Here is a 20,742-nt window from a genome sequence, read left to right on the forward strand (position 1 = left end):
CCTCGCTAACCTGATGCGACCGGTTAGTGAACACTAACCGAGAAAGCATCGAATGCGCCAGGGCGATGACGCCGGCGCGATGTGGTCGAGGAGGACGTCACGATGCCCGCAACCCAGCAGTCTCTCGCTGCCGAGCTGCACGAACGACTGGCCGTCGCCGCTCAAGGGGGGCCGCAGGCATCCCGGGAACGGCACGTCGCGCGCGGCAAGCTCCTCCCGCGTGATCGCGTGACCAGACTCCTCGACGAGGGCAGCCCCTTCGTCGAGATCGCCCCGTTGGCGGCCGACGGACTGTACGGGGGAGAGGCGCCAGCCGCAGGAGTCATCGCGGGGGTCGGCCTCGTCCACGGCAGGCACGTGATGGTCGTGTGCAACGACGCGACAGTCAAGGGCGGAACCTACTATCCGCTCACGGTCAAGAAGCACCTGCGCGCACAGGAGATAGCGCTCGAGAATCGACTTCCGTGTCTCTACCTCGTCGACTCCGGCGGCGCCTTCCTCCCCAAGCAGGACGAGGTGTTCCCGGACCGCGAGCACTTCGGACGCATCTTCTTCAACCAGGCCAGGATGTCCGCGGAGGGGATCCCGCAGCTCGCCGCCGTGCTCGGTTCGTGCACGGCGGGCGGAGCCTATGTCCCCGCGATGAGTGACGAGACCGTCATCGTGCGTGGCCAGGGGACGATCTTCCTCGGCGGCCCTCCGCTCGTGAAAGCGGCGATCGGTGAGATCGTGTCGGCGGAGGAGCTCGGCGGCGGCGAACTGCACGCCCGGCGCAGCGGGGTGGTCGACCATCTCGCCGAGGATGACGAGCACGCACTCGAGATCCTGCGCGACATCGTCGCCACCCTGCCGTCGCCCCTCGCTCCGGTCTGGGACGTGGTCGAGTCGCGTCGGCCGTCCGAACCCGGCTCGCTCTATGACGTCGTCCCGGTCGACGTCAACACCCCGTACGACGTGCACGAGGTGATCGATCGGCTGATCGACGGCGACACGTTCCGCGAGTTCAAGAAGGAGTACGGCACGACCCTCGTCACCGGCTTCGGGCGCCTGCACGGGCACCCGGTCGGGATCGTCGCGAACAACGGAGTGCTCTTCAGCGAATCCGCCCTGAAGAGCGCGCACTTCATAGAGCTCTGCGACCAACGCGGCATCCCTCTGGTGTTCCTGCAGAACATCTCCGGCTTCATGGTCGGATCGGAAGCCGAAGCGGGCGGCATCGCGAAGGACGGAGCGAAGATGGTCACCGCCGTCGCCAGCACCCGCGTGCCGAAGCTCACCGTCATCATCGGCGGATCCTTCGGGGCCGGCAACTACTCCATGTGCGGACGTGCGTACTCGCCTCGCTTCCTGTGGACGTGGCCGGCCAGCCGTATCTCGGTGATGGGCGGCGCCCAGGCGGCCTCCGTTCTCGGGACGGTGAAGGACGACCAGCTGACGGCTCGCGGACAGGCGTGGAGTACCGACGAGAGGCTCGCGTTCGAACAGCCCATCCGGGAGCAGTACGAGACCCAAGGTGAGCCGTACTACGCCACCGCGCGCCTGTGGGACGACGGCATCATCGACCCCGCCCAGACCCGTGACCTGCTGGGGCTCGCCCTCGATGTGGTCGCGCGAAGCCCTCTGCCCGAGCCGCGTTTCGGCCTCTTCCGGATGTGACCGCAATGACGAACAGTGTCCCCACCTCCCATCGTTTCGACAGCGTCCTCGTCGCCAATCGAGGCGAGATCGCACGCCGGGTCATCCGCACTCTCAGTGCGATGGGCATCCGCAGCGTCGCCGTCTACAGCGATGCGGATGCCGACGCCCCCCATGTGCGCGAGGCCGATCAAGCCATGCGGATCGGCCCGGCGCCCGTCGCCGAGTCGTACCTCGACATCGATGCCGTCATCGCCGCAGCCCGCGCGACCGGAGCGCAGGCCATCCATCCGGGCTACGGATTCCTCTCGGAGAGCGTCGGGCTGGCCGAGGCATGCGCGGAGAGCGGCATCGTCTTCATCGGTCCGTCGGTCGACGCACTCCAGATCATGGGAGACAAGGCGAAGGCCCGCGACCATGTCGTGAGATCCGGGGTCCCGGTGGTGCCGGGTTTCGATGCGAGAGGACTGTCGGACGCGGAGATCGCGGACGAGGCCGACGCTGTCGGCTACCCGCTGCTCGTCAAGCCGAGTGCGGGCGGCGGCGGCAAGGGTATGGAGGTCGTCGAGGCGGCATCCGGGCTCAGCGCCGCACTGGCGTCCGCTCGACGGGTGGCGCGTTCGGCGTTCGGTGACGACTCCCTGATCCTGGAGCGGCTCATCCGACGCCCCCGGCACATCGAGGTGCAGGTGTTCGGCGACGCTCACGGAACGGTGATCACCCTCGGCGAGCGCGAGTGCACGCTGCAGCGACGTCACCAGAAGGTGATCGAGGAGGCTCCCTCTGCGGGGATCCCCGAGTCGACGAGGGACCGACTCCTCGAAGCCGCCACGCAGGCCGCACAGAGCGTCTCGTATGTCGGCGCCGGAACCGTGGAGTTCCTCATCGACGCCGATGTTCCGGACCAGGTCTTCTTCATCGAGATGAACACCCGTCTGCAGGTCGAGCACCCCGTCACCGAGGAGGTCACCGGCCTCGACCTCGTCGCCCTGCAGATCCACGTCGCGGCAGGCGGACGTCTCGACCCTGCGCCGGGTCTGCACGGTCACGCCGTCGAGGCGCGCGTGTACGCGGAATCGCCGGAGCGCGGATTCCTGCCCTCGACCGGACGCGTGCTGCTGTTCGATCCGCCGCGCGGCGTGAGGGTCGATGCGGCCGTGGAGACGGGCAACGACGTGACCGGATTCTACGACCCGATGATCGCGAAGATCATCGCGTTCGCTGACGACCGGACCACCGCGCTCCGCCTGCTCGATGAGGCTCTGAGCAGGACCGTCGTGCTGGGTGTGGACACGAACATCGGGTTCTTGCGCACACTCTGCCGCGATGAGCGGGTCACGGCCGGGGACCTCGACACGGGACTCATCGAGACGCTTCTGCCGCTCGTCGAGGAGCCGCCATCGCCGACGATGCTGGCCGCCGCACGGCGAACCGTCTCAGGCACGGATGACGCGGTCGGCGCGACCAGGGCGAGTCAGCGAGCGGGCGCGGTGTGGCAGGACCTCACGCAGGACGATCGGCGCGAGATCTCCTTCCGGACCGAACGCGGCGAGGTCGTCCCCGCGCCTGCATCCAGCGGCTCGCGGTCGCGCGCCATGGCTGCGGTGGACGACGACGGTGCGGTCTGGGTCAGCGAGGACGGACGCACCGTGCGCCTGGAGCCTCTCGATCGCCGAGCCCTGTTGCTGCACCGTCTGCAGCAGAGGGAGCAGAGCGAGTCCGCGAACGGTCCGGATGCGAGAGCCCCGATGCCGGGAAGCGTGGTGGCCGTGCATGTCCGCGATGGCGACGTCGTGACCGCCGGCACGCCGCTCGTCTCGATCGAGGCGATGAAGATGGAGCACCCGGTGCTGGCGCCCCAGGACGGGACGGTGCGCCTCCTGGTCGCCGTCGGCGATCAGGTTCGACGCGACCAGCCGGTCGCGCACATGACGACGGAGGAGAAGTGACGATGCATGAGCTGACCGATGAAGAGCGCGAACTCGCGGCGATGGTGCGCGAGTTCGCCGAGACGGTCGTCGCGCCGCAGTCCTACGAGGCGGACCGCACGCACACGCTGTCGATGGACGTGGTCGCCCAGATGGGTGACCTCGGGCTGTTCGGCCTGCCGTTCCCCGAGGAGTACGGGGGTCAGGGCGGCGACTACATGGCGCTGGGCATCGCGATCGAGGCGCTCGGACGCGTCGACCAGTCCATCGCCATCACGCTCGAAGCCGGAGTCAGCCTCGGTGCGATGCCCGTCTTCCGCTTCGGCACCGAAGAGCAGAAGCAGGAGTACCTGCCGGACCTGCTCGCCGGCCGAGCGCTCGCGGGCTTCGGCCTCACCGAGCCGGAGGCCGGGAGCGACGCGGGAGCGACCCGGACCACCGCCCGGCTCGACGGCGACGAATGGGTCATCGACGGGTCGAAGCAGTTCATCACCAATTCAGGAACGCCCATCACGCGTTTCGTCACGGTCACCGCGGTCACCGGGAACGAGGGGGGCCGCAAGCAGATCTCGACCATCATCGTGCCCAACGGCACACCCGGTTTCACCGTCGAGGCGCCGTACGACAAGGTCGGGTGGAACGCGTCCGACACGCATCCGCTCAGCTTCACCGGGGCACGGGTCCCCGCCGGCAACCTCCTGGGCGAGCAGGGGAGCGGCTTCCGCAACTTCCTGAGCATCCTCGACGAGGGCCGCATCGCGATCGCCGCACTGTCGACCGGCGCCGCGGAGGGCTGCCTCGAGGCAGCCGTCGACTACGCGAAGAGTCGCACCATCTTCGGCAGCGCCCTCAGCACGCGACAGAACGCGCAGTTCACCCTCGCGCGCATGCGTGCCCGAGTGCACACGGCACGGCTCGCCTGGCACCATGCGGCACGGCTCCGTGACGCCGGGCGGCCGTTCGCGGAGCAGGCGGCGATCGCGAAGCTCGTGGCGGGCGAGGCCGCGATGGACAACGCCAGGGACGCGACGCAGATCTTCGGCGGCAACGGCTTCATGAACGAGTTCCCGGTGGCCCGTCACTATCGCGACTCGAAGATCCTCGAGATCGGCGAGGGCACCACCGAGGTGCAGCTCCTCGTGATCGCGCGAGCGCTGGGGCTCGCCGGGTAGCGTGGCAGGATGCCATCCGCTCAGCGAACCGAGGAGGTGAGGTGATCATGCACGACATCGTCCAGCGCGGTCTCTTCTTCGAGGAGTTCGTCACCGATGCCCGATATCTTCATCGCCCTGGGCGCACCGCGACCGAGGCCGACAACGTCCTCTTCACGACGCTCACGATGAACACCCAGGCGCTGCACCTCGACGCCGCCTTCGCCGACGGGCAGCAGCCGTTCGGTGTGCGTCTGATCAACTCGATGTGGACGCTCTCGACCATGGTCGGGGCATCCGTCGCGCAGCTCACGCAAGGCACCCTGGTGGCTCAGCTCGGGTTGGGCGAGATCGCCTTCCCGCATCCGCTGTTCGCCGGTGACACGCTGTACACCGAGAGCGTGGTCGTCGACAAGCGGCTCTCGACGTCACGAGCGGGGCAGGGGATCGTGACCATCGCGCATACCGGACGCAACCAGGACGGCACAGTCGTCGCCACCGCGACCCGAACGGTGCTCGTGCACTGTCTTCCCGAGGGGGAACGATGAGCTTCGATCTCGGACCGGCACTGCTCTTCTGCCCTGCCGATCGACCCGAACGGTTCCGCGGCGCCCTCGAGAAGGCGGACGCTGTCATCCTCGACCTCGAAGACGCGGTGCTGGCCGAGGCGAAGGCCGCAGCTCGCGACAATCTCGTCGATGCCGACCTGGACCCCGATCGAGTGATCGTCCGCGTGAACGCACCGGGTTCCGACGCCTTCGTCTCAGACGTCGCCATGCTCTCTCAGACCGCCTTCCGCACCGTGATGGTCGCGAAGACCGAGAGCGCTGAGAGCCTCACCGCTTTCGACGAGAGGTTCTCGTTGATCGCCCTGTGCGAGACGGCGAAGGGGATCCACGCGGCAGATCGCATCGCAGCACATCCGCAGGTCGTCGCGATGATGTGGGGCGCGGAGGATCTCGTCGCCTCCCTCGGCGGCACATCGAGCCGCACACCGGAGGGTGGCTATCGAGACATCGCGCGCTATGCCCGCTCCCGCGTTCTCCTCGAAGCGGGGGCACAGGGCAAGGGCGCCATCGACGCCGTGCACATCGAGATCGGCGATGTCGCAGGTCAGGAGGCCGAGGCTGTCGACGCTGCCGCGTCCGGGTTCGTCGCGACCGCGTGCATCCACCCGAGTCAAGTGGCGGTCATCCGCGCGGCGTACGCTCCGGACGACGCGACTCTCGAGTGGGCCCGCCGGGTTCTCGCCGCCTCAGCGAGCGAGCGAGGCGTGTTCCGCTTCGACGGACGCATGATAGACGAGCCCGTGCTGAGGCATGCTCGGTCGCTGCTCGGTCGCACCCGCTGATCGAACGACCTGTGGCGGTCTGTCGTTCAGACCAGGATCGCCTGGTCGATGAGACGCAGAGATCCGGGGGAGGCCTCGAAACGGTGGGCGGAACCGTTCGCGAGCACCTCGCCGACGCGCGGCAGCGTGCCGCCCGAGACGTGGTTGATCAGTGACCGGATCACGCCGCCGTGCGTCACGACGATGACGGACTCCGCCACCGGTGCGGAGCGACGGCGAGCATCGCGGGCGATCGCGTCGAGGGCGACCAGCGCCCGTTCGGCGACCCCTTCCAGGGTCTCCGCGCCGGGAACCGGCGAGAGCCAATCGCCGTACTTCTCGATGTAGTCGGACACGAGCATGCCCTCGCCCTCACCGAACTCGCGCTCGCGCATGTCCGGCACCAGCACGGGAGCACCGAGGCCCAGGCTTTCGGAGATGATCTCTGCCGTCTCCCGCGCCCGCTTCAGCGGGCTGGCGTAGATCGAGTGATGTGTCACGCCCTCGAGACGATCCGCGGCGGTGCGTGCGTCCGCACGGCCCTTCTCGTTCAGGGGGATGTCGGTGGAGCCCTGGATCCGTCGGGCGAGGTTCCAATCCGTCTGGCCGTGGCGGATGAGCGTGAGCAGAGTCATTCAAGGAGCTCCTGGATCGCGGGGAGCACGTCGCTGGTGCCTGCGGCGATGGTGGCATCGGCCCAGACATCCGCGCGCGTCGGCTCGCGGTTGATGATGATGAGGGGGATGCTGCGGCGTCGTGCGCGCTCGACGAGGCGCACACCGGAGTTGACGACGAGGGATGAGCCGGCGACGATCAGCGCATCGCTCGCCCGGAGCAGCGACTCCGCGGCCTTGAAGCGCCCCTGCGGCACGTATTCGCCGAAGAACACGACGTCGGGCTTCAGCATCCCTTCGCACACCGTGCACACCGGCACGATGAAGCCGTCGGTGCTCTCGGGGAGCACGTCGCCGTCGGGAGCGAGCGCCACGTTCTCGGGGACGGAGATCCACGGATTGCGCTCTTCGATCTGCACTGCGATGTCGCGGCGATCGAAGACCTGGCCGCACTTCAGGCAGAGAACCCTGCGCATGGTGCCGTGCACCTCGATGACGTGCGAGCTGCCCGCGCGCAGATGCAGTCCGTCGACGTTCTGGGTGATGACGCCGGTGACGTGTCCGGAGGACTCCATGGCGGCGAGAGAGAGATGGCCGGGGTTCGGCTCGGCGCGGGCGAACGCCCGCCAGCCGAGATGCCCGCCGACCCAATAACGACGCCGCGCCGTCTCATCGGCCAGGTACCGCTGGATCGTCATGGGATCAGTCCGGTTGCGTGACCCTTCGCCGCGGTAAGCGGGGATTCCCGAGTCCGTGGAGATCCCGGCGCCGGTGAGCAAGGCGATCTTTCGACCGCGCAGGAGTTCGGCGGTGCGAGCGATGGTGGTCGACAGTTCGACCGGACTCGATGCGCTCACAGGACCTCCCTGTGCGAGTCTACGGCGTGTGCAGGCCGCCCGACGCCTCGCGGCCGACCGCGACGGCGACTCGGAGAGCGATGGCAGACTGGGGCTCGTGGAACTGCTGCGCGTGACGAATCCCGATGATCGACGACTCGACGACTATCGCGCACTGACCGACACCGCGCTCCGAAGTGTGAGCGACCCGGCCGGCGGGCTGTACATCGCCGAATCGACGAAAGTCATCGCGCGAGCAGTCGCTGCGGGGCATCGTCCGCGATCGGTCCTCGTTCAGGAGCGGCGGGTGGAGGACATCCGAGCGATCGTCGGAGAACTCGATGTACCTGTGTACGTCGTCCCGGACGACGTGGCGGAGGCGCTGACCGGTTTCGCCGTGCACCGGGGCACGATCGCCTCGATGCATCGTCCTGACCTGCCGACGGTGCGTGAGGTCATCGACTCCGCCACGCTCGTGCTGATTCTCGAGAACGTCGGCGATCACACGAATGTCGGCGCCGCATTCCGTGCGGCCGCCGCGCTCGGAGCGGATGCCGTGCTGGTGTCTCCCGGGGGAGCCGACCCCCTGTACCGGCGCAGCGTGCGCGTCAGCATGGGAACGGTGTTCCAGGTGCCGTGGACCCGGATCACGGACTGGGCGTCCGCCGTCACCGACCTTCATGCCGCGGGGTTCGACGTCGCAGCCCTCGCGCTGAGCGACGACGCGGTGACTCTCGACGCCTACGTCGCGTCCCGTCCCGAGCGCGTCGCTCTCGTCATGGGATCCGAAGGCGACGGACTCTCACGCACCGCCCTCGACGAGGCAGACACCGTGGTGACGATTCCCATGTCGGGAGGCGTCGACTCGCTGAACGTGGCGTCTGCCGCGGCCGTGGCGCTGTGGGCGCTCGGACGCCGCTGACGGGATGAGATGAGATGGTCAGTCGGACGACGGGAAGATGATCGGCGAGGGCTCGGGACGCTTCGCGACGATGTGATCACCGGATGACTCATGGCGAAGACGCCGCAGCACCCACGGAACCAGATGCTCCCGCGCCCAGCCGAGGTCTTCGGAGCGCGCTTCCCGCCAGGTGCGCAGCGGAAGCGGCTCGGGCTGCATGGACTCGAGGTCGTTGGGCACGTTGAGCGCGCGCAGCGCCATGCGGGCGACCTCATGATGGCCCAGCGAGTTGTAGTGCAGACGGTCGTCATCGAAGAACCGCATGTCCTGCACGACCTTGAGCGCCCACTGGTCGGCGACGATGCAGTCGTGGCGCTCGGCGATCGCGCGGACGTTCTCGTTGTAGATCGCGACCTTGCCGCGGAACGCTCGGAAGACAGGAGTGAAGGCGGTGTCGATCCCGGTGAACAGCAGCACGGCGGCACCCGTCGATGACAGGCGTGCGACGGCGTCCTCCAGCTGGACGGCGATGGCGTCGGGGTCGGTGCCCGGACGGATCACGTCGTTGCCGCCCGCGCAGATCGAGATCAGGTCGGGATGCAGCGCCACGGCGGGTTCGATCTGGTCGCGCACGATCTGGGCGATCAGCTTGCCGCGCACGGCGAGGTTGGCGTACGCGAAGTCGTCGACCTGACGCGAGAGCACCTCGGCGACGCGGTCGGCCCAGCCGCGGTGGCTGCCGGGCTGCGAGGGGTCGGGGTCGCCGATCCCCTCGGTGAACGAGTCGCCGATCGCGACGAACCTCCGCCAGGGGTGCGGATTCTCGTTGTCGAGTTCCGGGGTTCGGATCGAATCCTGGTCTGTCATCCAGCTCTCCTTCGCGAACGAACGCGGCCCATCTGGGGCGGCCACGCAGTGACCGAGCCTACTCGGGTGCGTGGCCTGTGGGGAGGACGCGCGCGGCGGATCGCGTGAGCGTGCCGAGTGTCGGCGGCAGCGATTATCGTTGACTCGATGCTTTCTCCGTCCTTCCCCCAGCGCGCCCCCTGGGGTACTGCGAACAAGCTGCGCGCCTGGCAGCAGGAGGCGCTCGAACAGTACTTCCAGGCGGATCAGCGTGACTTCCTCGTCGCGGCGACACCCGGTGCAGGCAAGACGACCTTCGCGCTCACCCTCGCGGTCGAGCTCATGCGCATGGGGGAGGTCAACCGGATCATCGTGGTCGCGCCGACCGAGCATCTCAAGACGCAGTGGGCCGATGCAGCAGCGCGGGTGCACATCCGTCTGGATCCCCGGTTCCGCAACAGTCATTGGGCGCCGGCGCGGCATTACCACGGCGCCGTCGTGACCTACGCGCAGGTCGCGGCGAAGTCGTCGGTCCACCGTCATCTGACCGAGGATGCGAAGACCCTCGTCGTCCTCGACGAGGTGCATCACGGCGGAGACGCCCTCAGCTGGGGTGATGCGATCCGAGACGCGTACGGGCCGGCGAAGCGCCGACTGCTGCTGTCCGGGACGCCCTTCCGCAGCGACACCGCACCGATCCCGTTCGTGGAGTACCACCCTGACGAGTCCGGTGCACGGATCTCCCGCACCGACTACAACTACGGCTACGGTCGCGCCCTGGCCGACGGCGTCGTCCGCCCCGTGCTGTTCCACATGTACGCCGGCAAGATGCGATGGCGCACGAGCACCGGAGACGAACTCGAGACGCATCTCGGGCAGGACAACACCAAGGACATGACCTCGCAGGCCTGGCGCACGGCGCTCGACCCCGAGGGCGAGTGGATGCCGGCTGTGCTGTCCGCAGCCGATCGTCGTCTGACCGAGATCAGGCATCACGTTCCGGATGCCGGCGGCCTGGTGCTCGCGACCGATCAGACCGTCGCGCGTGCCTACGCCAAGATCCTGCACAGCATCACCGGTCAGCAGCCGACGATCGTCCTGTCCGATGACGCGACGGCCTCCGAACGCATCGAGAAGTTCAGCAACAGCGAGGACCGCTGGATGGTCGCGGTGCGCATGGTGTCCGAGGGGGTGGACGTGCCGCGCCTCGCGGTCGGCGTCTACGCCACGTCGTCGTCGACGCCGCTGTTCTTCGCTCAGGCCATCGGCCGATTCGTGCGAGCACGCCGCCGTGGCGAGGCCGCGAGCGTATTCCTCCCTCAGGTGCCGGTCCTGATGGGTCTCGCGAACGAGATGGACAAGCAGCGCGATCACGCGCTCGACCGTCAGTCGAAGGACGACGATGGGCTCGAGGACTCGCTGCTCGACTCCGCGAACCGCGAGGACGACGCGTCCGACGCGCTGACCGAGGAATTCAGCTATCAGGCGCTCTCGTCGGTGGCCCACTTCGACCGGGTCGTGTTCGAGGGCCAGGAGTTCGGTCAGCTGGCCGAACCGGGCACCCCCGAAGAAGAGGAGTTCATCGGCTTTCCCGGTCTTCTCGAGCCCGAGCACGTGCACGAGCTCCTGATGCAGCGACAGGCACGGCAGACGCGACTGCGAGAGACGAGAGAAGCCGAGGCGGGTCCCACCGAGACGACGACGCTCCCTGCGCCCCTGCACCGCACGCTGCGCGAGCAGCGGCAGCTGCTGAACAGCCTCGTTGGGCTGTACGCCCGTCAGAAGGGCGAACCGCATGGTGTGGTCCATGCCGAGCTGCGCCGGATCTGCGGTGGACCAGCAGTCGCCCAGGCGACCGTGACGCAGCTGCAGTCCCGTATCGACGTACTCCGCAAGCGCGTCCGCTCCTGAACCCTGGCGTCGGTTCGGAGACCCGAAAAGCTGGCAATACCATCGCCGGGTGCGACCGAGACGGGCTCCCGAAGCTAGCGTTGAACGGTTGCCCCGAGAACGGGGACCGTCGATCAGGAGACTTCATGACAGCCCCCGCTGCCGCCGAGCCCACCACCGCAGACCGCCGCCGCTGGGCGCGGTACCTCGTCGAGGAACGCGCCGAAGGACACGTGTACCAGAAGCTCGCGAGCCGACGCACGGGTGAGGAGCGTGAGATCCTTCTCAGCCTCGCCGACGCCGAGCGGCGCCATGAGCAGCACTGGCTCGATCTGCTCGGCGCGGAACCGGTCCGATTGCCACGCGCCGGCATCCGCTCCCGCCTCCTCGGCTGGATGGCGGGCCGCTTCGGATCCATCTTCGTGCTCGCCCTCGCGCAGAGCGCCGAGGCACGTTCACCGTACGACTCGGAGCAGTACGCGACGCCGGCGATGCGCGCTGACGAGAAAGTGCACTACGAGGTGGTTCGCGGTCTCGCTGCGCGGGGCCGGCGTCGCCTGTCGGGCTCGTTCCGCGCAGCGGTCTTCGGGGCCAACGACGGCCTCGTGAGCAACCTCGCGCTCGTGCTCGGCATCGGCGCCACGGGCGTCAGTTCGGGTTTCGTCCTGTTCAGCGGCATCGCAGGCCTGCTCGCCGGGGCGCTGTCGATGGGGGCGGGGGAGTTCGTGTCCGTGCGGTCTCAACGAGAGTTGCTCGCGTCGACGGAGGCCAACGAGGATGCCGCGGCATCCGCCGCCGACCTCGACATCGATGAGAACGAGCTCGCTCTGGTATACCGGGCGCGCGGGATCGGCCAGCAGGAGGCTCTGGAGCGCGCACGGCGCATCGTCGATGCCGCGCGCGCCGGCGTGGAACGCACCGCCACAGGGCCGGTCCACGTCCATGCCGGAGACGACCACGAGATCGTCGGCAGCGACTGGCCCGCTGCGATCTCGAGCTTCCTGCTCTTCGCATCCGGCGCGATCATCCCCGTGCTCCCGTGGCTCTTCGGGCTCGAGGGGACCACAGCGGTGGTCGTCGCTCTCGTGCTCGTAGGCATCGCGCTCCTGTCGACGGGAGCGATGGTCGGCATCCTGTCCGGAGGGCCGCCCCTGCGTCGTGCGCTGCGTCAGCTGGCGATCGGTTTCGGAGCCGCAGCGGTCACGTACGTGCTCGGTCTGGTGTTCGGCGTCGGCGCGGTCTGACAGGCGCCGGCCCGACCGCGTCGGACAGGACTCGACGATCCACGCGAGTCCTGTCCGACGACACGGCGACATCGGAAACGAAGAAGGCCCCGGATATCATGTGGATATCCGGGGCCTGTCTGTGCGCGGAGGGGGACTTGAACCCCCACGCCCTTACGGGCACTACGACCTCAACGTAGCGCGTCTACCATTCCGCCACCCGCGCAGGTGTTGGATGTTCGTTGCCGAACGAAGATTTACATTAGCACGAGCTTCGGGGCACTCAGAAACCGACGGCGACGCCCGGGCGCGCCACGGCCTTTCGATAGCCTGGACTCCATGACTGACGTGTCTCTGCCCGAGGTGGTTCGCATCGCGCGCGACCTGATCCGATTCGACACCTCGAACTTCGGCGGGGGCAACGCGAAGGGCGAGCGGGAAGCGGCCGAGTATGTCGGCGCCTATCTGCAGGATCTCGGCCTGGGAGTCGAGTACTACGAGCCCATCCCGCGGCGCACGAACGTCATGGCGCGGGTGCCCGGACGCGACCGGAGCAAGCCGGCGCTCGTGGTGCATGGCCACCTCGACGTCGTCCCGGCCATGGCCGAGGACTGGACCGTCGATCCTTTCGCGGGCGTCGTCAAGGACGGCATGCTCTGGGGGCGGGGCGCCGTCGACATGAAGAACATGAACGCGATGATCCTGACGGCGGTCGGCGACCTGCTGCGAGCGGGCGAGCAGCCCGAACGCGACCTGGTGCTCGCCTTCTTCGCCGATGAGGAGAACGGCGGAGTGGAGGGATCGGCTCTCGTGGTGCAGAACCGCCCCGAGTGGTTCGAGGGCGCGACCGAGGCGATCAGCGAGGTGGGCGGCTATTCGATCACGGTCGACGATCGCCGCGCCTACCTGCTGCAGGTGGGGGAGAAGGCGCTCATCTGGATACGCCTCGTGGCGAAGGGCCGCGCCGGCCACGGAAGCCGTCTCCACGACGACAATGCGGTCACGAAGCTCGCGGAGGCCGTGGCGGCCCTGGGTCGCACGCGGTGGCCCCTGCGACTCACTCTCACCACCGAGGCACTGCTGCAGGGCTTGAGCGATCTCACCGGGCGCTCCGTCGACGACCCGGATGCCCTCGCGGCGGCTGCAGGGCCCGCCGAGGCCTTCCTCCGTTCGTCGTTCCGCACGACGACGAACCCGACCGCCCTGTCCGCCGGATACAAGCACAACGTGATCCCCGAGCGTGCCGAGGCGCTGATCGACGTGCGGGTGATCCCCGGAACCGAAGACGACGTGCTCGCAGAGCTGCAGCAGATCGTCGGCGACGAGATCGAGATCCAGACGGTGGTGCGGGACATCGGCATGGAGACGCCTTTCGCCGGCGAGCTCGTCGAGGCGATGGTCGCGAGTCTCGGCTGGCATGACCCCGGTGTGCCGGTCATCCCGTACCTGCTGGGTGCAGGAACCGACAACAAGGCGCTCGCGTATCTCGGAATCACCGGGTACGGGTTCGCGCCTCTCCGGCTTCCCGCAGACCTCGACTTCACCGGGATGTTCCACGGGGTCGATGAGCGGGTGCCCGTAGAATCGCTTGTCTTCGGTCAGCGGGTGCTGGCCGATCTGCTGCGCACGTATTGAGCTCTCGGCTCCACGTCCGCGCACCACGACTCAGAAAGCTCCTCCATGCACTTGTTCGAAGCGCTCATCCTCGGCATCGTCCAGGGACTCACCGAGTTCCTCCCGATATCCTCCAGCGCCCATCTGCGCATCCTCGGCACCTTCCTGCCGTCGGGCGAGGATCCCGGTGCCGCGTTCACCGCGATCACCCAGATCGGCACGGAGGCGGCGGTCGTGGTGTTCTTCTGGCGCGACATCGTGCGGATCATCGCGCAGTGGTTCCGGTCGCTGACCGGCAGGGTCCCGCGCAGCGATCCGGATGCGCGCATGGGATGGATGATCATCATCGGCAGTATCCCGATCGTGGTCCTGGGGCTGCTCTTCCAGGACCAGATCGAAACCGTCTTCCGCTCCCTCTGGATCGTCGCGATCATGCTGATCGTCTTCGGCATCCTGCTCGGGATCGCCGACCACGTCGGCGCGAAGCGGCGCAAGCTCGATCAGCTCACCTACCCGCACGGCATCGCGTACGGCTTCGCGCAGGCTCTGGCGCTGATCCCTGGAGTCTCGCGCTCCGGTGGAACGATCACGATGGGACTCTTCCTCGGCTACGAGCGTGCCGCTGCCGCTCGCTACGCGTTCCTGCTCGCGATCCCCGCCGTGTTCGGCAGTGGCTTCTACCAGGTGTTCAAGAGCTGGGACGAGCCGTCGTTCTTCTCCTTCGGAGACACGCTTGCGGCGACGGGCATCGCATTCGTCGTTGCGCTCGGCGTGATCGCCTTCTTCATGAACTACATCTCGAAGCGGAGCTTCCTGCCGTTCGTGATCTACCGCATCCTCCTGGGCACCGTCCTCCTGGTGCTGCTGGGGACCGGCGTCATCGCGGCGTGATGACGAGGACCCCGGCGACTACCGCTTGTGGTCGCCGGGGCCGTCGCCACGGCGCTTGAGATAGCGCTCGAAGGCCTGAGCGATGGCATCGCCCGACGCATCGGGGGAGTCCCACGTGTCGCGCGTGCGCTCGAGCTGATGGATGTACTCGGTCATGTCCTCGTCGTCCGCGGCGGCGGCATCGATCGATGCCTCCCAGGCGGCGGCCTCGGTGCGCAGGTGGTCGCGAGGCACATCCACGCCGGTCAGCTCCTCGAGTCGATCGAGAAGTGCGAGGGTCACCTTGGGCGACGGTGTGGCGGAGGCGACGTAGTGCGGCACGCTCGCCCACAGACTGGCGGTCGGAATGCCGGCGCTCTCGGCGAAGTGCTCGATGACGCTGAGAATTCCGACGGGGCCTTCGTAGAGCGAGCGCTCGAGGCCGTGCGCCTCGCGGACCTGCTCGTTCTGGCTCGAGGCGAAGATCGAGATGGGGCGGGTGTGGGGCACATCGGAGAGCATCGCGCCGAGCGTCACGAAGCCCGTGATGTCGTCGCGGAGAGCGACGTCGATGAACTCCGACGCGAAAGCCTGCCAGGTGCGCGCAGGCTCCACGCCCGTGAGGATCCAGAACTCGGGACCGGGACCCGGGTCGCGCGGGCGCCAGAGTCCGGCTTCGGGCCAGGTGAGCTGGCGACGCCCTTCGGCGTCCATCTTCGTCGCAGGGCGCGTGTACTGGTAGTCGAAGTACAGTTCCGGGTCGATCGAGTGCACGAGGTCGTAGTCCGTCGTCTCGCGCAGTGCGGCGACCGCGCCGCTCGCGGCTTCCCCTGCGTCGTTCCACCCGTCGAAGGCGACGATGACGATGCGTGAACCGAGGCCATCCATCGTGGGCTCCCTTCGTGGATTCCGGATCGGTATCCCTCCAGGCTAGTCCGACGGCGCGGGGACGGGGTGGAGCCACGGGTAACATGGTTCGGTGAGCAGACAGCCCCGCGCGATCCTCTGGGACATGGACGGAACACTCGTCGACACCGAGCCGTACTGGATGGCGGCCGAGACCGCGCTGGTCGAATCCTTCGGCGGCACGTGGACCCACGAGGATGCGCTTCAGCTCGTCGGCAACGGACTCATCGACAGCGCGATCATCCTTCAGAACGCGGGCGTCGACATGGATGCCGAGGCGATCATCTCGCTCCTCACCGACGGCGTGCAGGATGCACTGCGCACGCAGGGAGTGCCCTTCCGCCCCGGCGCCCGCGAGCTGCTGCAGGACCTGAGGTCAGCGGGGATCCCCACAGGACTCGTCACGATGTCGCTGCGTCGCATGGCGCTGAGCGTCGTCGACCTGATCGAGTTCCAGGCCTTCGACATCGTCGTCGCCGGCGATGATGTGACCAACCCGAAGCCCCACCCCGAGCCCTACCTCCACGCGGCATCCCTGCTCGAGATCGACATCGCCGATGCTGTGGTCATCGAGGACTCGCCGACCGGGCTCCGCGCGGGCATCGCATCCGGCGCCGTCGCCCTCGGCGTGCCGCATATCGTCTCGCTCGATCACGTGGGCGCGCATGAGCTGTGGCCGAGCCTCGAGGGGCGCACCGCCGCCGACCTGATCGAACTCTTCGACCGAAAGACCTCCATGACGGGAGCCACCCGATGACCGACACCACCTCACAGCGGCCGAGCGGGCCGTTCCGCGAGGGCGATCGGGTGCAGCTGACCGGCCCCAAGGGTCGCCTGCACACCGTGACCCTCCGAGAGGACGGCGAGCTGCACACGCACCAGGGCGTGCTCCGGCACCGCGACCTCATCGGTCTGCCCGACGGCTCAGTGGCCGCGAACAGCTCGGGACACGAGTACCTCGCGCTCCGGCCTCTGCTCCGCGACTTCGCGATGTCGATGCCGCGCGGCGCCGCGATCGTCTACCCCAAGGACGCCGCGCAGATCGTGATGCAGGCCGACATCTTCCCCGGTGCCGTCGTCGTGGAAGCGGGTGTCGGGTCCGGTGCCCTTTCGCTCTCGCTCCTGCGGGCCATCGGTCCGGTCGGCCGGCTGGTGTCGTTCGAGCGTCGTGAGGACTTCGCCCAGGTCGCACGGGGCAACGTCGAGACCTTCTTCGGCGAGACGCCGGACACCTGGGACGTCGTGGTGGGAGATCTCGCGGATGCGCTGCCGGCGGAGTTCCCGGCGGGCACGGTCGACCGTGTCGTACTCGACATGCTCGCGCCGTGGGAATGCATGGATGTCGTCGCCGACGCACTCACCCCCGGCGGCGTCGTGCTGTGCTACGTGGCCACCGCCACGCAGCTCTCGCGGGTGGCCGAGTACATCCGGAGCACGGGCCTGTTCACGGATCCCGAGGCGTCCGAGACGATGGTTCGCGGCTGGCACGTCGAGGGTCTCGCCGTGCGGCCCGATCACCGGATGGTGGCGCACACCGGCTTCCTCCTCACGGCTCGTCGGCTGGCGCCGGGCGCCGTGGCCCCTCAGGTGAAGCGCAGGGCATCGAAGAGCAGCTACGGCGATGCGGATGTCGAGGCGTGGACGCCGGGGGCTGTCGGCGATCGCGAGATCAACGACAAGAATCTGCGCAAGCGGGCGAGAGAGGCCGCGAAGGCCGCCGAGGGCGCCCGTCTCGCCGCCGGTTCGCGCGAATCCGAGCCACCGACGGAATAGACTGGAGCGCGTGCGTAAAACGTCCGCCGTTCTGGCAACCATCAGCCTCGCCGTCCTCACTCTGACCGGATGCGCCTCAGCGCCCTCGTTCGCCGGTGATGCGTGCGATCGGGCGGCGGCATCGACCGCATCCGTGAAGGATTCGGTCACCGTCGAGGGCGACCTCGGAGAGGCTCCGGACGTCACCGTGTACAGCCCGGTGAAGGCGGACGAGACGTCCTTCGCCGACGTGGTGACCGGCGAGGGAAACACCCTCACCACCACCTCCCAGCCGATGGTGCTCGACATCGCCTTCTATGGCGGCGAGAGCGGCGAGAAGCTCTACGAGTCCGAGTTCAACGGCGACCCGAGCCGTGTGCACAGCATCTCCTACTGGGCAGAGCGGTCCGCCGGTCTCGAGACCGTGCTGGAGTGCGCGACCGGAGGCAGCCGGATCGTCGCGGTGCTGACCCCCGAGGACTTCGGCGAGGCGAATGTCGAGGCCTTCGGTCTCGAAGAGGATGAGAACGTGGTCGCCATCATCGACCTCCAGGATGTCTACCTCGCTCACGCCGAGGGCTCATCGCAGTTCAACGACGCCCGGGGCCTGCCGACGGTCGTCCGCGCTCCCGATGGCACCCCCGGAGTGATCATCCCCGACAGCGACGCCCCCACCGAGACCGTCACTCAGACGCTCATCAAGGGCGACGGGGAGAAGGTCGAGAAGGAATCGACCATCGTGACCAACATCATGGCGCTCGGATGGGACGACAAGACGGTCACCTCGAGCACGTGGGGTGCCGAGCCCAACATCGGCCCGGCAGCGAAGGAGCTCGTCGGCGCGACGGTCGGCTCCCAGCTCCTGGTCGTCGTGCCCGAGGCAGACGGAAACCCGGCGACCGCGATCGTGGTCGACATCCTGGGCGTCGTTCCCGTCCCGGAGCAGTGATGGCGGCCCGTATTCCCGCGGAAGAGCGCCTGACGAATCTCGTCGTGGCGCTCATGGCCACGGAGATCGGGCTCACCAAGCAGCAGATCCTCGACAACGTGTCGGGTTACCGTCAGCGCGCCGATGCGGGCGTGCGCTCGGATGCACTCGAGAAGATGTTCGAGCGCGACAAGGATGAGCTGCGCACTCTCGGCGTCCCCGTCGAGACGATCGGGGATCAGGCCGATCCGAATGACCTCCGCGAAGCGCGTTACCGTATTCCGCAGGCGGAATACGACCTGCCCAGCGATATCGAGTTCACGGCCGCCGAGCTCGCCGTGCTGCAGCTGGCGGGGAGCGTGTGGAGCGCCGAGTCCGCATCCGGCGACGCCAAGGCCGGCGTGCGCAAGATCCGGGCGCTCGGGATCGACGGCGACGAACCGATCATCGGGTTCGCGCCGCGGATCACCGCGCGCGATGCCGCTTTCCCTCCATTGCAGGATGCGATCGAGAAGAGCCGCGTGGTCGTCTTCGACTACCTCAAGCCGGGGGAGGGCGCACCGCGGCGCCGCAGCATCCGCCCGCTCGCACTCGTCGACTATGAAGCGAGATGGCACGTGTTCGGCGTCGATGTGGACATCGAGCAGGACCGCATGTTCCTGCTCAGCAGGATCGTCGGCGGTGTGAAGATCACGGCGAAGGCATTCGACCCTGCGCTGCGCGAGGGCGCGGGGGAGCGTGCCCTGGCCGGTCTCGAGCGCGTCGCCGCTCAGAACTCTGCGCTGCTCGAGGTCACACCGGGCACCGAGGCGTCGCTGCGGCTCGGACGCCGGGCGACTCCGGCGGCGACCCAGGGCATCCTCGTCCCGTTCGTGGACCTGCACATCTTCGCCGACGAGCTCGCGTCGTACGGTCCCGAGGTGCGGGTTGTCGAGCCTGCGGAGCTCCGCTCGGCCGTCGTCGATCGCCTGACCGCGGTCGTGGCGACGAATTCGGAGGAGGGGGAGGTCCGATGAGCGCCCAAGGCAAGCCGCTGCTCGCCGCCGACCGAGTCCGCGTCTATCTGACTCTGGTGCCCTATCTCCTCGAGCACGGACAGGTCTCGCTCGCCGAGGCGGCTGCCGAGTTCGGTGTGACCTCGACCGAGATGCGGCAGATGGTCGAGAAGCTCACGGTCATCGGTCTGCCCGGTGATTCCGGCTTCTGGCAGCAGCCGCAGGAGATGTTCGACATCAACTGGGACCTCCTCGACGAAGAGGACATCATCGAGATCACCAACGACGTCGCTCTGCGCCGGGTTCCTCGATTCACGGCCCGAGAAGCCGCCGCGCTCCTCGCGGGCCTGCAGATGGTCGCCGCCGTGCCGGCGGTCTCCGACTCGGGATTGGTCAGCGGCCTCATCTCGAAGCTCTCGCGCGGCGCGGCCGATGCGCCGGCCGAGGTCGTCGTCGCGCCGAGCGCCGTCGACGAGGTCCGCCAGGTGGTGTCGAGGGCCGTGCAGAACGGCGTCGCCGTGTCGTTCACGTATCAGGCCCCCGATGCCGCGCCCACGACGCGCACCGTGGATCCCGTGCAGGTGCTCATCACCAACGCGCAGTGGTATCTGCAGGGGTGGTGCCACATGCGACAGGCCATGCGCACCTTCCACCTGGATCGCGTGAGCGATGCCCGGCTGACCGACATCCCGATCACGCACGCGGGCGAGCACGTCCCTGAGGCCTTCTCGGCCGTCGAGGACGAGGGGGAGGTGCGAGTGCGGGTGCCCGAGCGGATGGCGCCCCTGCTCGGAGACTTCCTGACGGCCGACAACTCCGACGTCAGCGATGGGATCGTCACCGTTCGGCTGCATCTCGCAGACCCTCGGGGAGTGAAGCGACTGGCGGCGAAGTTCGGCGGCGCCCTCGAAGTGGTGGATCCCGGCGTCGCTCGAACTGCGGCGCGGGAATGGGCTGCGGCCGGACTCGCCCTGTATCGCCACCCCGAAGGCGACAACGCCCGTTAGACTTTCACCAAACGACGAAGGAGAATCATGGGCGCTTTCGGTTGGCCACATCTGCTGATCATCCTCGCCGTCATCCTGCTGCTCTTCGGTGCGGCGAAGCTGCCGGCACTGGCGAAGAGCCTCGGTCAGTCCGCCCGGGTGTTCAAGGGCGAGATGAAGGCGATGAAGAACGAGGACGCGACTGATGCCGCAGATCCGGCATCCCCGACCACCACGACCTCGGTCGCAGACACCACGGTGACGGCTCGCGACACGGATCCGGGTCAGCCTCCTCGATCCGCCTAGTTCGTGTCCGCTCTCGATTCCGCCGACCAGG

20 protein-coding genes and 1 tRNA gene are annotated in these 20,742 nt (G+C 68.1%); 16 read left to right on the forward strand and 5 right to left on the reverse strand.

What is annotated here, in order from left to right:
* The first annotated feature begins 102 nt into the window (after positions 1-102).
* The 5 genes from AKG07_RS03625 to AKG07_RS03645 are packed head-to-tail and all read left to right on the forward strand — an operon-like array spanning position 103 to position 6,065.
* Positions 103-1,656 (forward strand): carboxyl transferase domain-containing protein, encoded by a 1,554-nt coding sequence (locus AKG07_RS03625; protein WP_053099107.1) that lies wholly within the window; start codon positions 103-105, stop codon positions 1,654-1,656.
* Between the two features lie 5 nt (positions 1,657-1,661).
* Positions 1,662-3,584 (forward strand): acetyl/propionyl/methylcrotonyl-CoA carboxylase subunit alpha, encoded by a 1,923-nt coding sequence (locus AKG07_RS03630; protein ID WP_053096048.1) that lies wholly within the window; start codon positions 1,662-1,664, stop codon positions 3,582-3,584.
* Between the two features lie 2 nt (positions 3,585-3,586).
* Positions 3,587-4,735 carry an acyl-CoA dehydrogenase family protein gene (locus tag AKG07_RS03635; protein ID WP_053096049.1) on the forward strand — a complete coding sequence of 383 codons (1,149 nt, stop codon included), beginning with the start codon at positions 3,587-3,589 and terminating at the stop codon, positions 4,733-4,735.
* Between the two features lie 47 nt (positions 4,736-4,782).
* Positions 4,783-5,262: a MaoC family dehydratase gene (locus tag AKG07_RS03640; RefSeq protein ID WP_053099108.1), complete on the forward strand. Its 480-nt coding sequence runs from the start codon at positions 4,783-4,785 to the stop codon at positions 5,260-5,262.
* Positions 5,259-6,065, forward strand: a complete 807-nt coding sequence (locus tag AKG07_RS03645) for an HpcH/HpaI aldolase/citrate lyase family protein (RefSeq protein WP_053096050.1) — start codon at positions 5,259-5,261, stop codon at positions 6,063-6,065. The genes AKG07_RS03640 and AKG07_RS03645 overlap by 4 nt, the downstream gene beginning before the upstream one ends.
* A gap of 26 nt (positions 6,066-6,091) precedes the next feature.
* On the opposite strand, the gene AKG07_RS03650 is transcribed toward AKG07_RS03645, so the two are convergent.
* Positions 6,092-6,679 (reverse strand): histidine phosphatase family protein, encoded by a 588-nt coding sequence (locus tag AKG07_RS03650; protein ID WP_053096051.1) that lies wholly within the window; start codon positions 6,677-6,679, stop codon positions 6,092-6,094.
* Positions 6,676-7,515: a Sir2 family NAD-dependent protein deacetylase gene (locus AKG07_RS03655; protein ID WP_053096052.1), complete on the reverse strand. Its 840-nt coding sequence runs from the start codon at positions 7,513-7,515 to the stop codon at positions 6,676-6,678. Before AKG07_RS03655 ends, AKG07_RS03650 begins: the two co-directional genes overlap by 4 nt.
* Before the next feature lie 97 nt (positions 7,516-7,612).
* Between AKG07_RS03655 and AKG07_RS03660 the strand changes: the two genes are divergently transcribed.
* Complete coding sequence (locus AKG07_RS03660; protein WP_053099109.1) at positions 7,613-8,416, forward strand: TrmH family RNA methyltransferase; 804 nt, start codon at positions 7,613-7,615, stop codon at positions 8,414-8,416.
* Positions 8,417-8,434: 18 nt separating this feature from the next.
* Here the strand turns inward: AKG07_RS03660 and AKG07_RS03665 are convergent, their stop codons facing one another.
* Entirely contained in the window at positions 8,435-9,262 is an 828-nt protein-coding gene (locus tag AKG07_RS03665; RefSeq protein WP_053096053.1) for an SGNH/GDSL hydrolase family protein, read from the reverse strand.
* 147 nt (positions 9,263-9,409) lie between these two features.
* Here AKG07_RS03665 and AKG07_RS03670 point away from each other — a divergent pair, with 147 nt between their 5' ends.
* Both AKG07_RS03670 and AKG07_RS03675 read left to right on the forward strand, forming a co-directional pair.
* Entirely contained in the window at positions 9,410-11,152 is a 1,743-nt protein-coding gene (locus AKG07_RS03670) for a DEAD/DEAH box helicase (protein ID WP_150115066.1), read from the forward strand.
* A 125-nt stretch (positions 11,153-11,277) separates the two neighbouring features.
* Positions 11,278-12,375, forward strand: coding sequence for a VIT1/CCC1 transporter family protein (locus tag AKG07_RS03675; RefSeq protein WP_053096055.1), 1,098 nt, complete (start codon positions 11,278-11,280; stop codon positions 12,373-12,375).
* A gap of 122 nt (positions 12,376-12,497) precedes the next feature.
* Here the strand turns inward: AKG07_RS03675 and AKG07_RS03680 are convergent.
* Positions 12,498-12,580, reverse strand: a tRNA-Leu gene (locus tag AKG07_RS03680).
* 113 nt (positions 12,581-12,693) lie between these two features.
* Here AKG07_RS03680 and AKG07_RS03685 point away from each other — a divergent pair.
* Positions 12,694-13,989: a M20/M25/M40 family metallo-hydrolase gene (locus AKG07_RS03685; RefSeq protein WP_053096056.1), complete on the forward strand. Its 1,296-nt coding sequence runs from the start codon at positions 12,694-12,696 to the stop codon at positions 13,987-13,989.
* 45 nt (positions 13,990-14,034) lie between these two features.
* Entirely contained in the window at positions 14,035-14,859 is an 825-nt protein-coding gene (locus AKG07_RS03690) for an undecaprenyl-diphosphate phosphatase (protein WP_053096057.1), read from the forward strand.
* Between the two features lie 18 nt (positions 14,860-14,877).
* Here AKG07_RS03690 and AKG07_RS03695 read toward each other — a convergent pair whose 3' ends face one another.
* Positions 14,878-15,726 carry a PAC2 family protein gene (locus AKG07_RS03695; protein ID WP_053096058.1) on the reverse strand — a complete coding sequence of 283 codons (849 nt, stop codon included), beginning with the start codon at positions 15,724-15,726 and terminating at the stop codon, positions 14,878-14,880.
* 91 nt (positions 15,727-15,817) lie between these two features.
* Here AKG07_RS03695 and AKG07_RS03700 point away from each other — a divergent pair, with 91 nt between their 5' ends.
* From AKG07_RS03700 to tatA, 6 genes are read left to right on the forward strand one after another with little or no spacing between them, the layout of a single operon-like run.
* Positions 15,818-16,501, forward strand: a complete 684-nt coding sequence (locus tag AKG07_RS03700) for an HAD family hydrolase (protein ID WP_072591272.1) — start codon at positions 15,818-15,820, stop codon at positions 16,499-16,501.
* Complete coding sequence (locus AKG07_RS03705) at positions 16,498-17,517, forward strand: tRNA (adenine-N1)-methyltransferase (protein ID WP_053096060.1); 1,020 nt, start codon at positions 16,498-16,500, stop codon at positions 17,515-17,517. The genes AKG07_RS03700 and AKG07_RS03705 overlap by 4 nt, the downstream gene beginning before the upstream one ends.
* A 10-nt stretch (positions 17,518-17,527) precedes the next feature.
* On the forward strand, positions 17,528-18,445 hold the full coding sequence (locus AKG07_RS03710) for a hypothetical protein (protein WP_053096061.1): 918 nt from the start codon (positions 17,528-17,530) through the stop codon (positions 18,443-18,445).
* Positions 18,445-19,440 (forward strand): helix-turn-helix transcriptional regulator, encoded by a 996-nt coding sequence (locus tag AKG07_RS03715; RefSeq protein ID WP_053096062.1) that lies wholly within the window; start codon positions 18,445-18,447, stop codon positions 19,438-19,440. The genes AKG07_RS03710 and AKG07_RS03715 overlap by 1 nt, the downstream gene beginning before the upstream one ends.
* A complete protein-coding gene (locus tag AKG07_RS03720) occupies positions 19,437-20,426 on the forward strand; it encodes a helix-turn-helix transcriptional regulator (RefSeq protein ID WP_053096063.1) in 990 nt (329 codons plus the stop codon). Before AKG07_RS03715 ends, AKG07_RS03720 begins: the two co-directional genes overlap by 4 nt.
* Positions 20,427-20,453: 27 nt before the next feature.
* A complete protein-coding gene (gene tatA / locus AKG07_RS03725; protein ID WP_053096064.1) occupies positions 20,454-20,711 on the forward strand; it encodes a Sec-independent protein translocase subunit TatA in 258 nt (85 codons plus the stop codon).
* Positions 20,712-20,742: the final 31 nt, after the last annotated feature.

It is taken from the genome of Microbacterium sp. CGR1 (assembly GCF_001266755.1).
Classification (GTDB): Bacteria; Actinomycetota; Actinomycetes; order Actinomycetales; family Microbacteriaceae; genus Microbacterium.

Excerpts from the sequence above, each read along its gene's own strand:
- AKG07_RS03720 (WP_053096063.1), top strand. The coding sequence starts at position 19,437 with ATGAGCGCCCAAGGCAAGCCGCTGCTCGCCGCCGACCGAGTCCGCGTC.
- AKG07_RS03640 (WP_053099108.1), top strand. The coding sequence starts at position 4,783 with ATGCACGACATCGTCCAGCGCGGTCTCTTCTTCGAGGAGTTCGTCACC.
- AKG07_RS03665 (WP_053096053.1), bottom strand. The coding sequence starts at position 9,262 with ATGACAGACCAGGATTCGATCCGAACCCCGGAACTCGACAACGAGAAT.
- AKG07_RS03630 (WP_053096048.1), top strand. The coding sequence starts at position 1,662 with ATGACGAACAGTGTCCCCACCTCCCATCGTTTCGACAGCGTCCTCGTC.
- AKG07_RS03695 (WP_053096058.1), bottom strand. The coding sequence starts at position 15,726 with ATGGATGGCCTCGGTTCACGCATCGTCATCGTCGCCTTCGACGGGTGG.
- AKG07_RS03705 (WP_053096060.1), top strand. The coding sequence starts at position 16,498 with ATGACCGACACCACCTCACAGCGGCCGAGCGGGCCGTTCCGCGAGGGC.
- AKG07_RS03690 (WP_053096057.1), top strand. The coding sequence starts at position 14,035 with ATGCACTTGTTCGAAGCGCTCATCCTCGGCATCGTCCAGGGACTCACC.
- AKG07_RS03670 (WP_150115066.1), top strand. The coding sequence starts at position 9,410 with ATGCTTTCTCCGTCCTTCCCCCAGCGCGCCCCCTGGGGTACTGCGAAC.
- tatA (WP_053096064.1), top strand. The coding sequence starts at position 20,454 with ATGGGCGCTTTCGGTTGGCCACATCTGCTGATCATCCTCGCCGTCATC.
- AKG07_RS03625 (WP_053099107.1), top strand. The coding sequence starts at position 103 with ATGCCCGCAACCCAGCAGTCTCTCGCTGCCGAGCTGCACGAACGACTG.
- AKG07_RS03675 (WP_053096055.1), top strand. The coding sequence starts at position 11,278 with ATGACAGCCCCCGCTGCCGCCGAGCCCACCACCGCAGACCGCCGCCGC.
- AKG07_RS03635 (WP_053096049.1), top strand. The coding sequence starts at position 3,587 with ATGCATGAGCTGACCGATGAAGAGCGCGAACTCGCGGCGATGGTGCGC.
- AKG07_RS03685 (WP_053096056.1), top strand. The coding sequence starts at position 12,694 with ATGACTGACGTGTCTCTGCCCGAGGTGGTTCGCATCGCGCGCGACCTG.
- AKG07_RS03650 (WP_053096051.1), bottom strand. The coding sequence starts at position 6,679 with ATGACTCTGCTCACGCTCATCCGCCACGGCCAGACGGATTGGAACCTC.
- AKG07_RS03715 (WP_053096062.1), top strand. The coding sequence starts at position 18,445 with ATGGCGGCCCGTATTCCCGCGGAAGAGCGCCTGACGAATCTCGTCGTG.
- AKG07_RS03645 (WP_053096050.1), top strand. The coding sequence starts at position 5,259 with ATGAGCTTCGATCTCGGACCGGCACTGCTCTTCTGCCCTGCCGATCGA.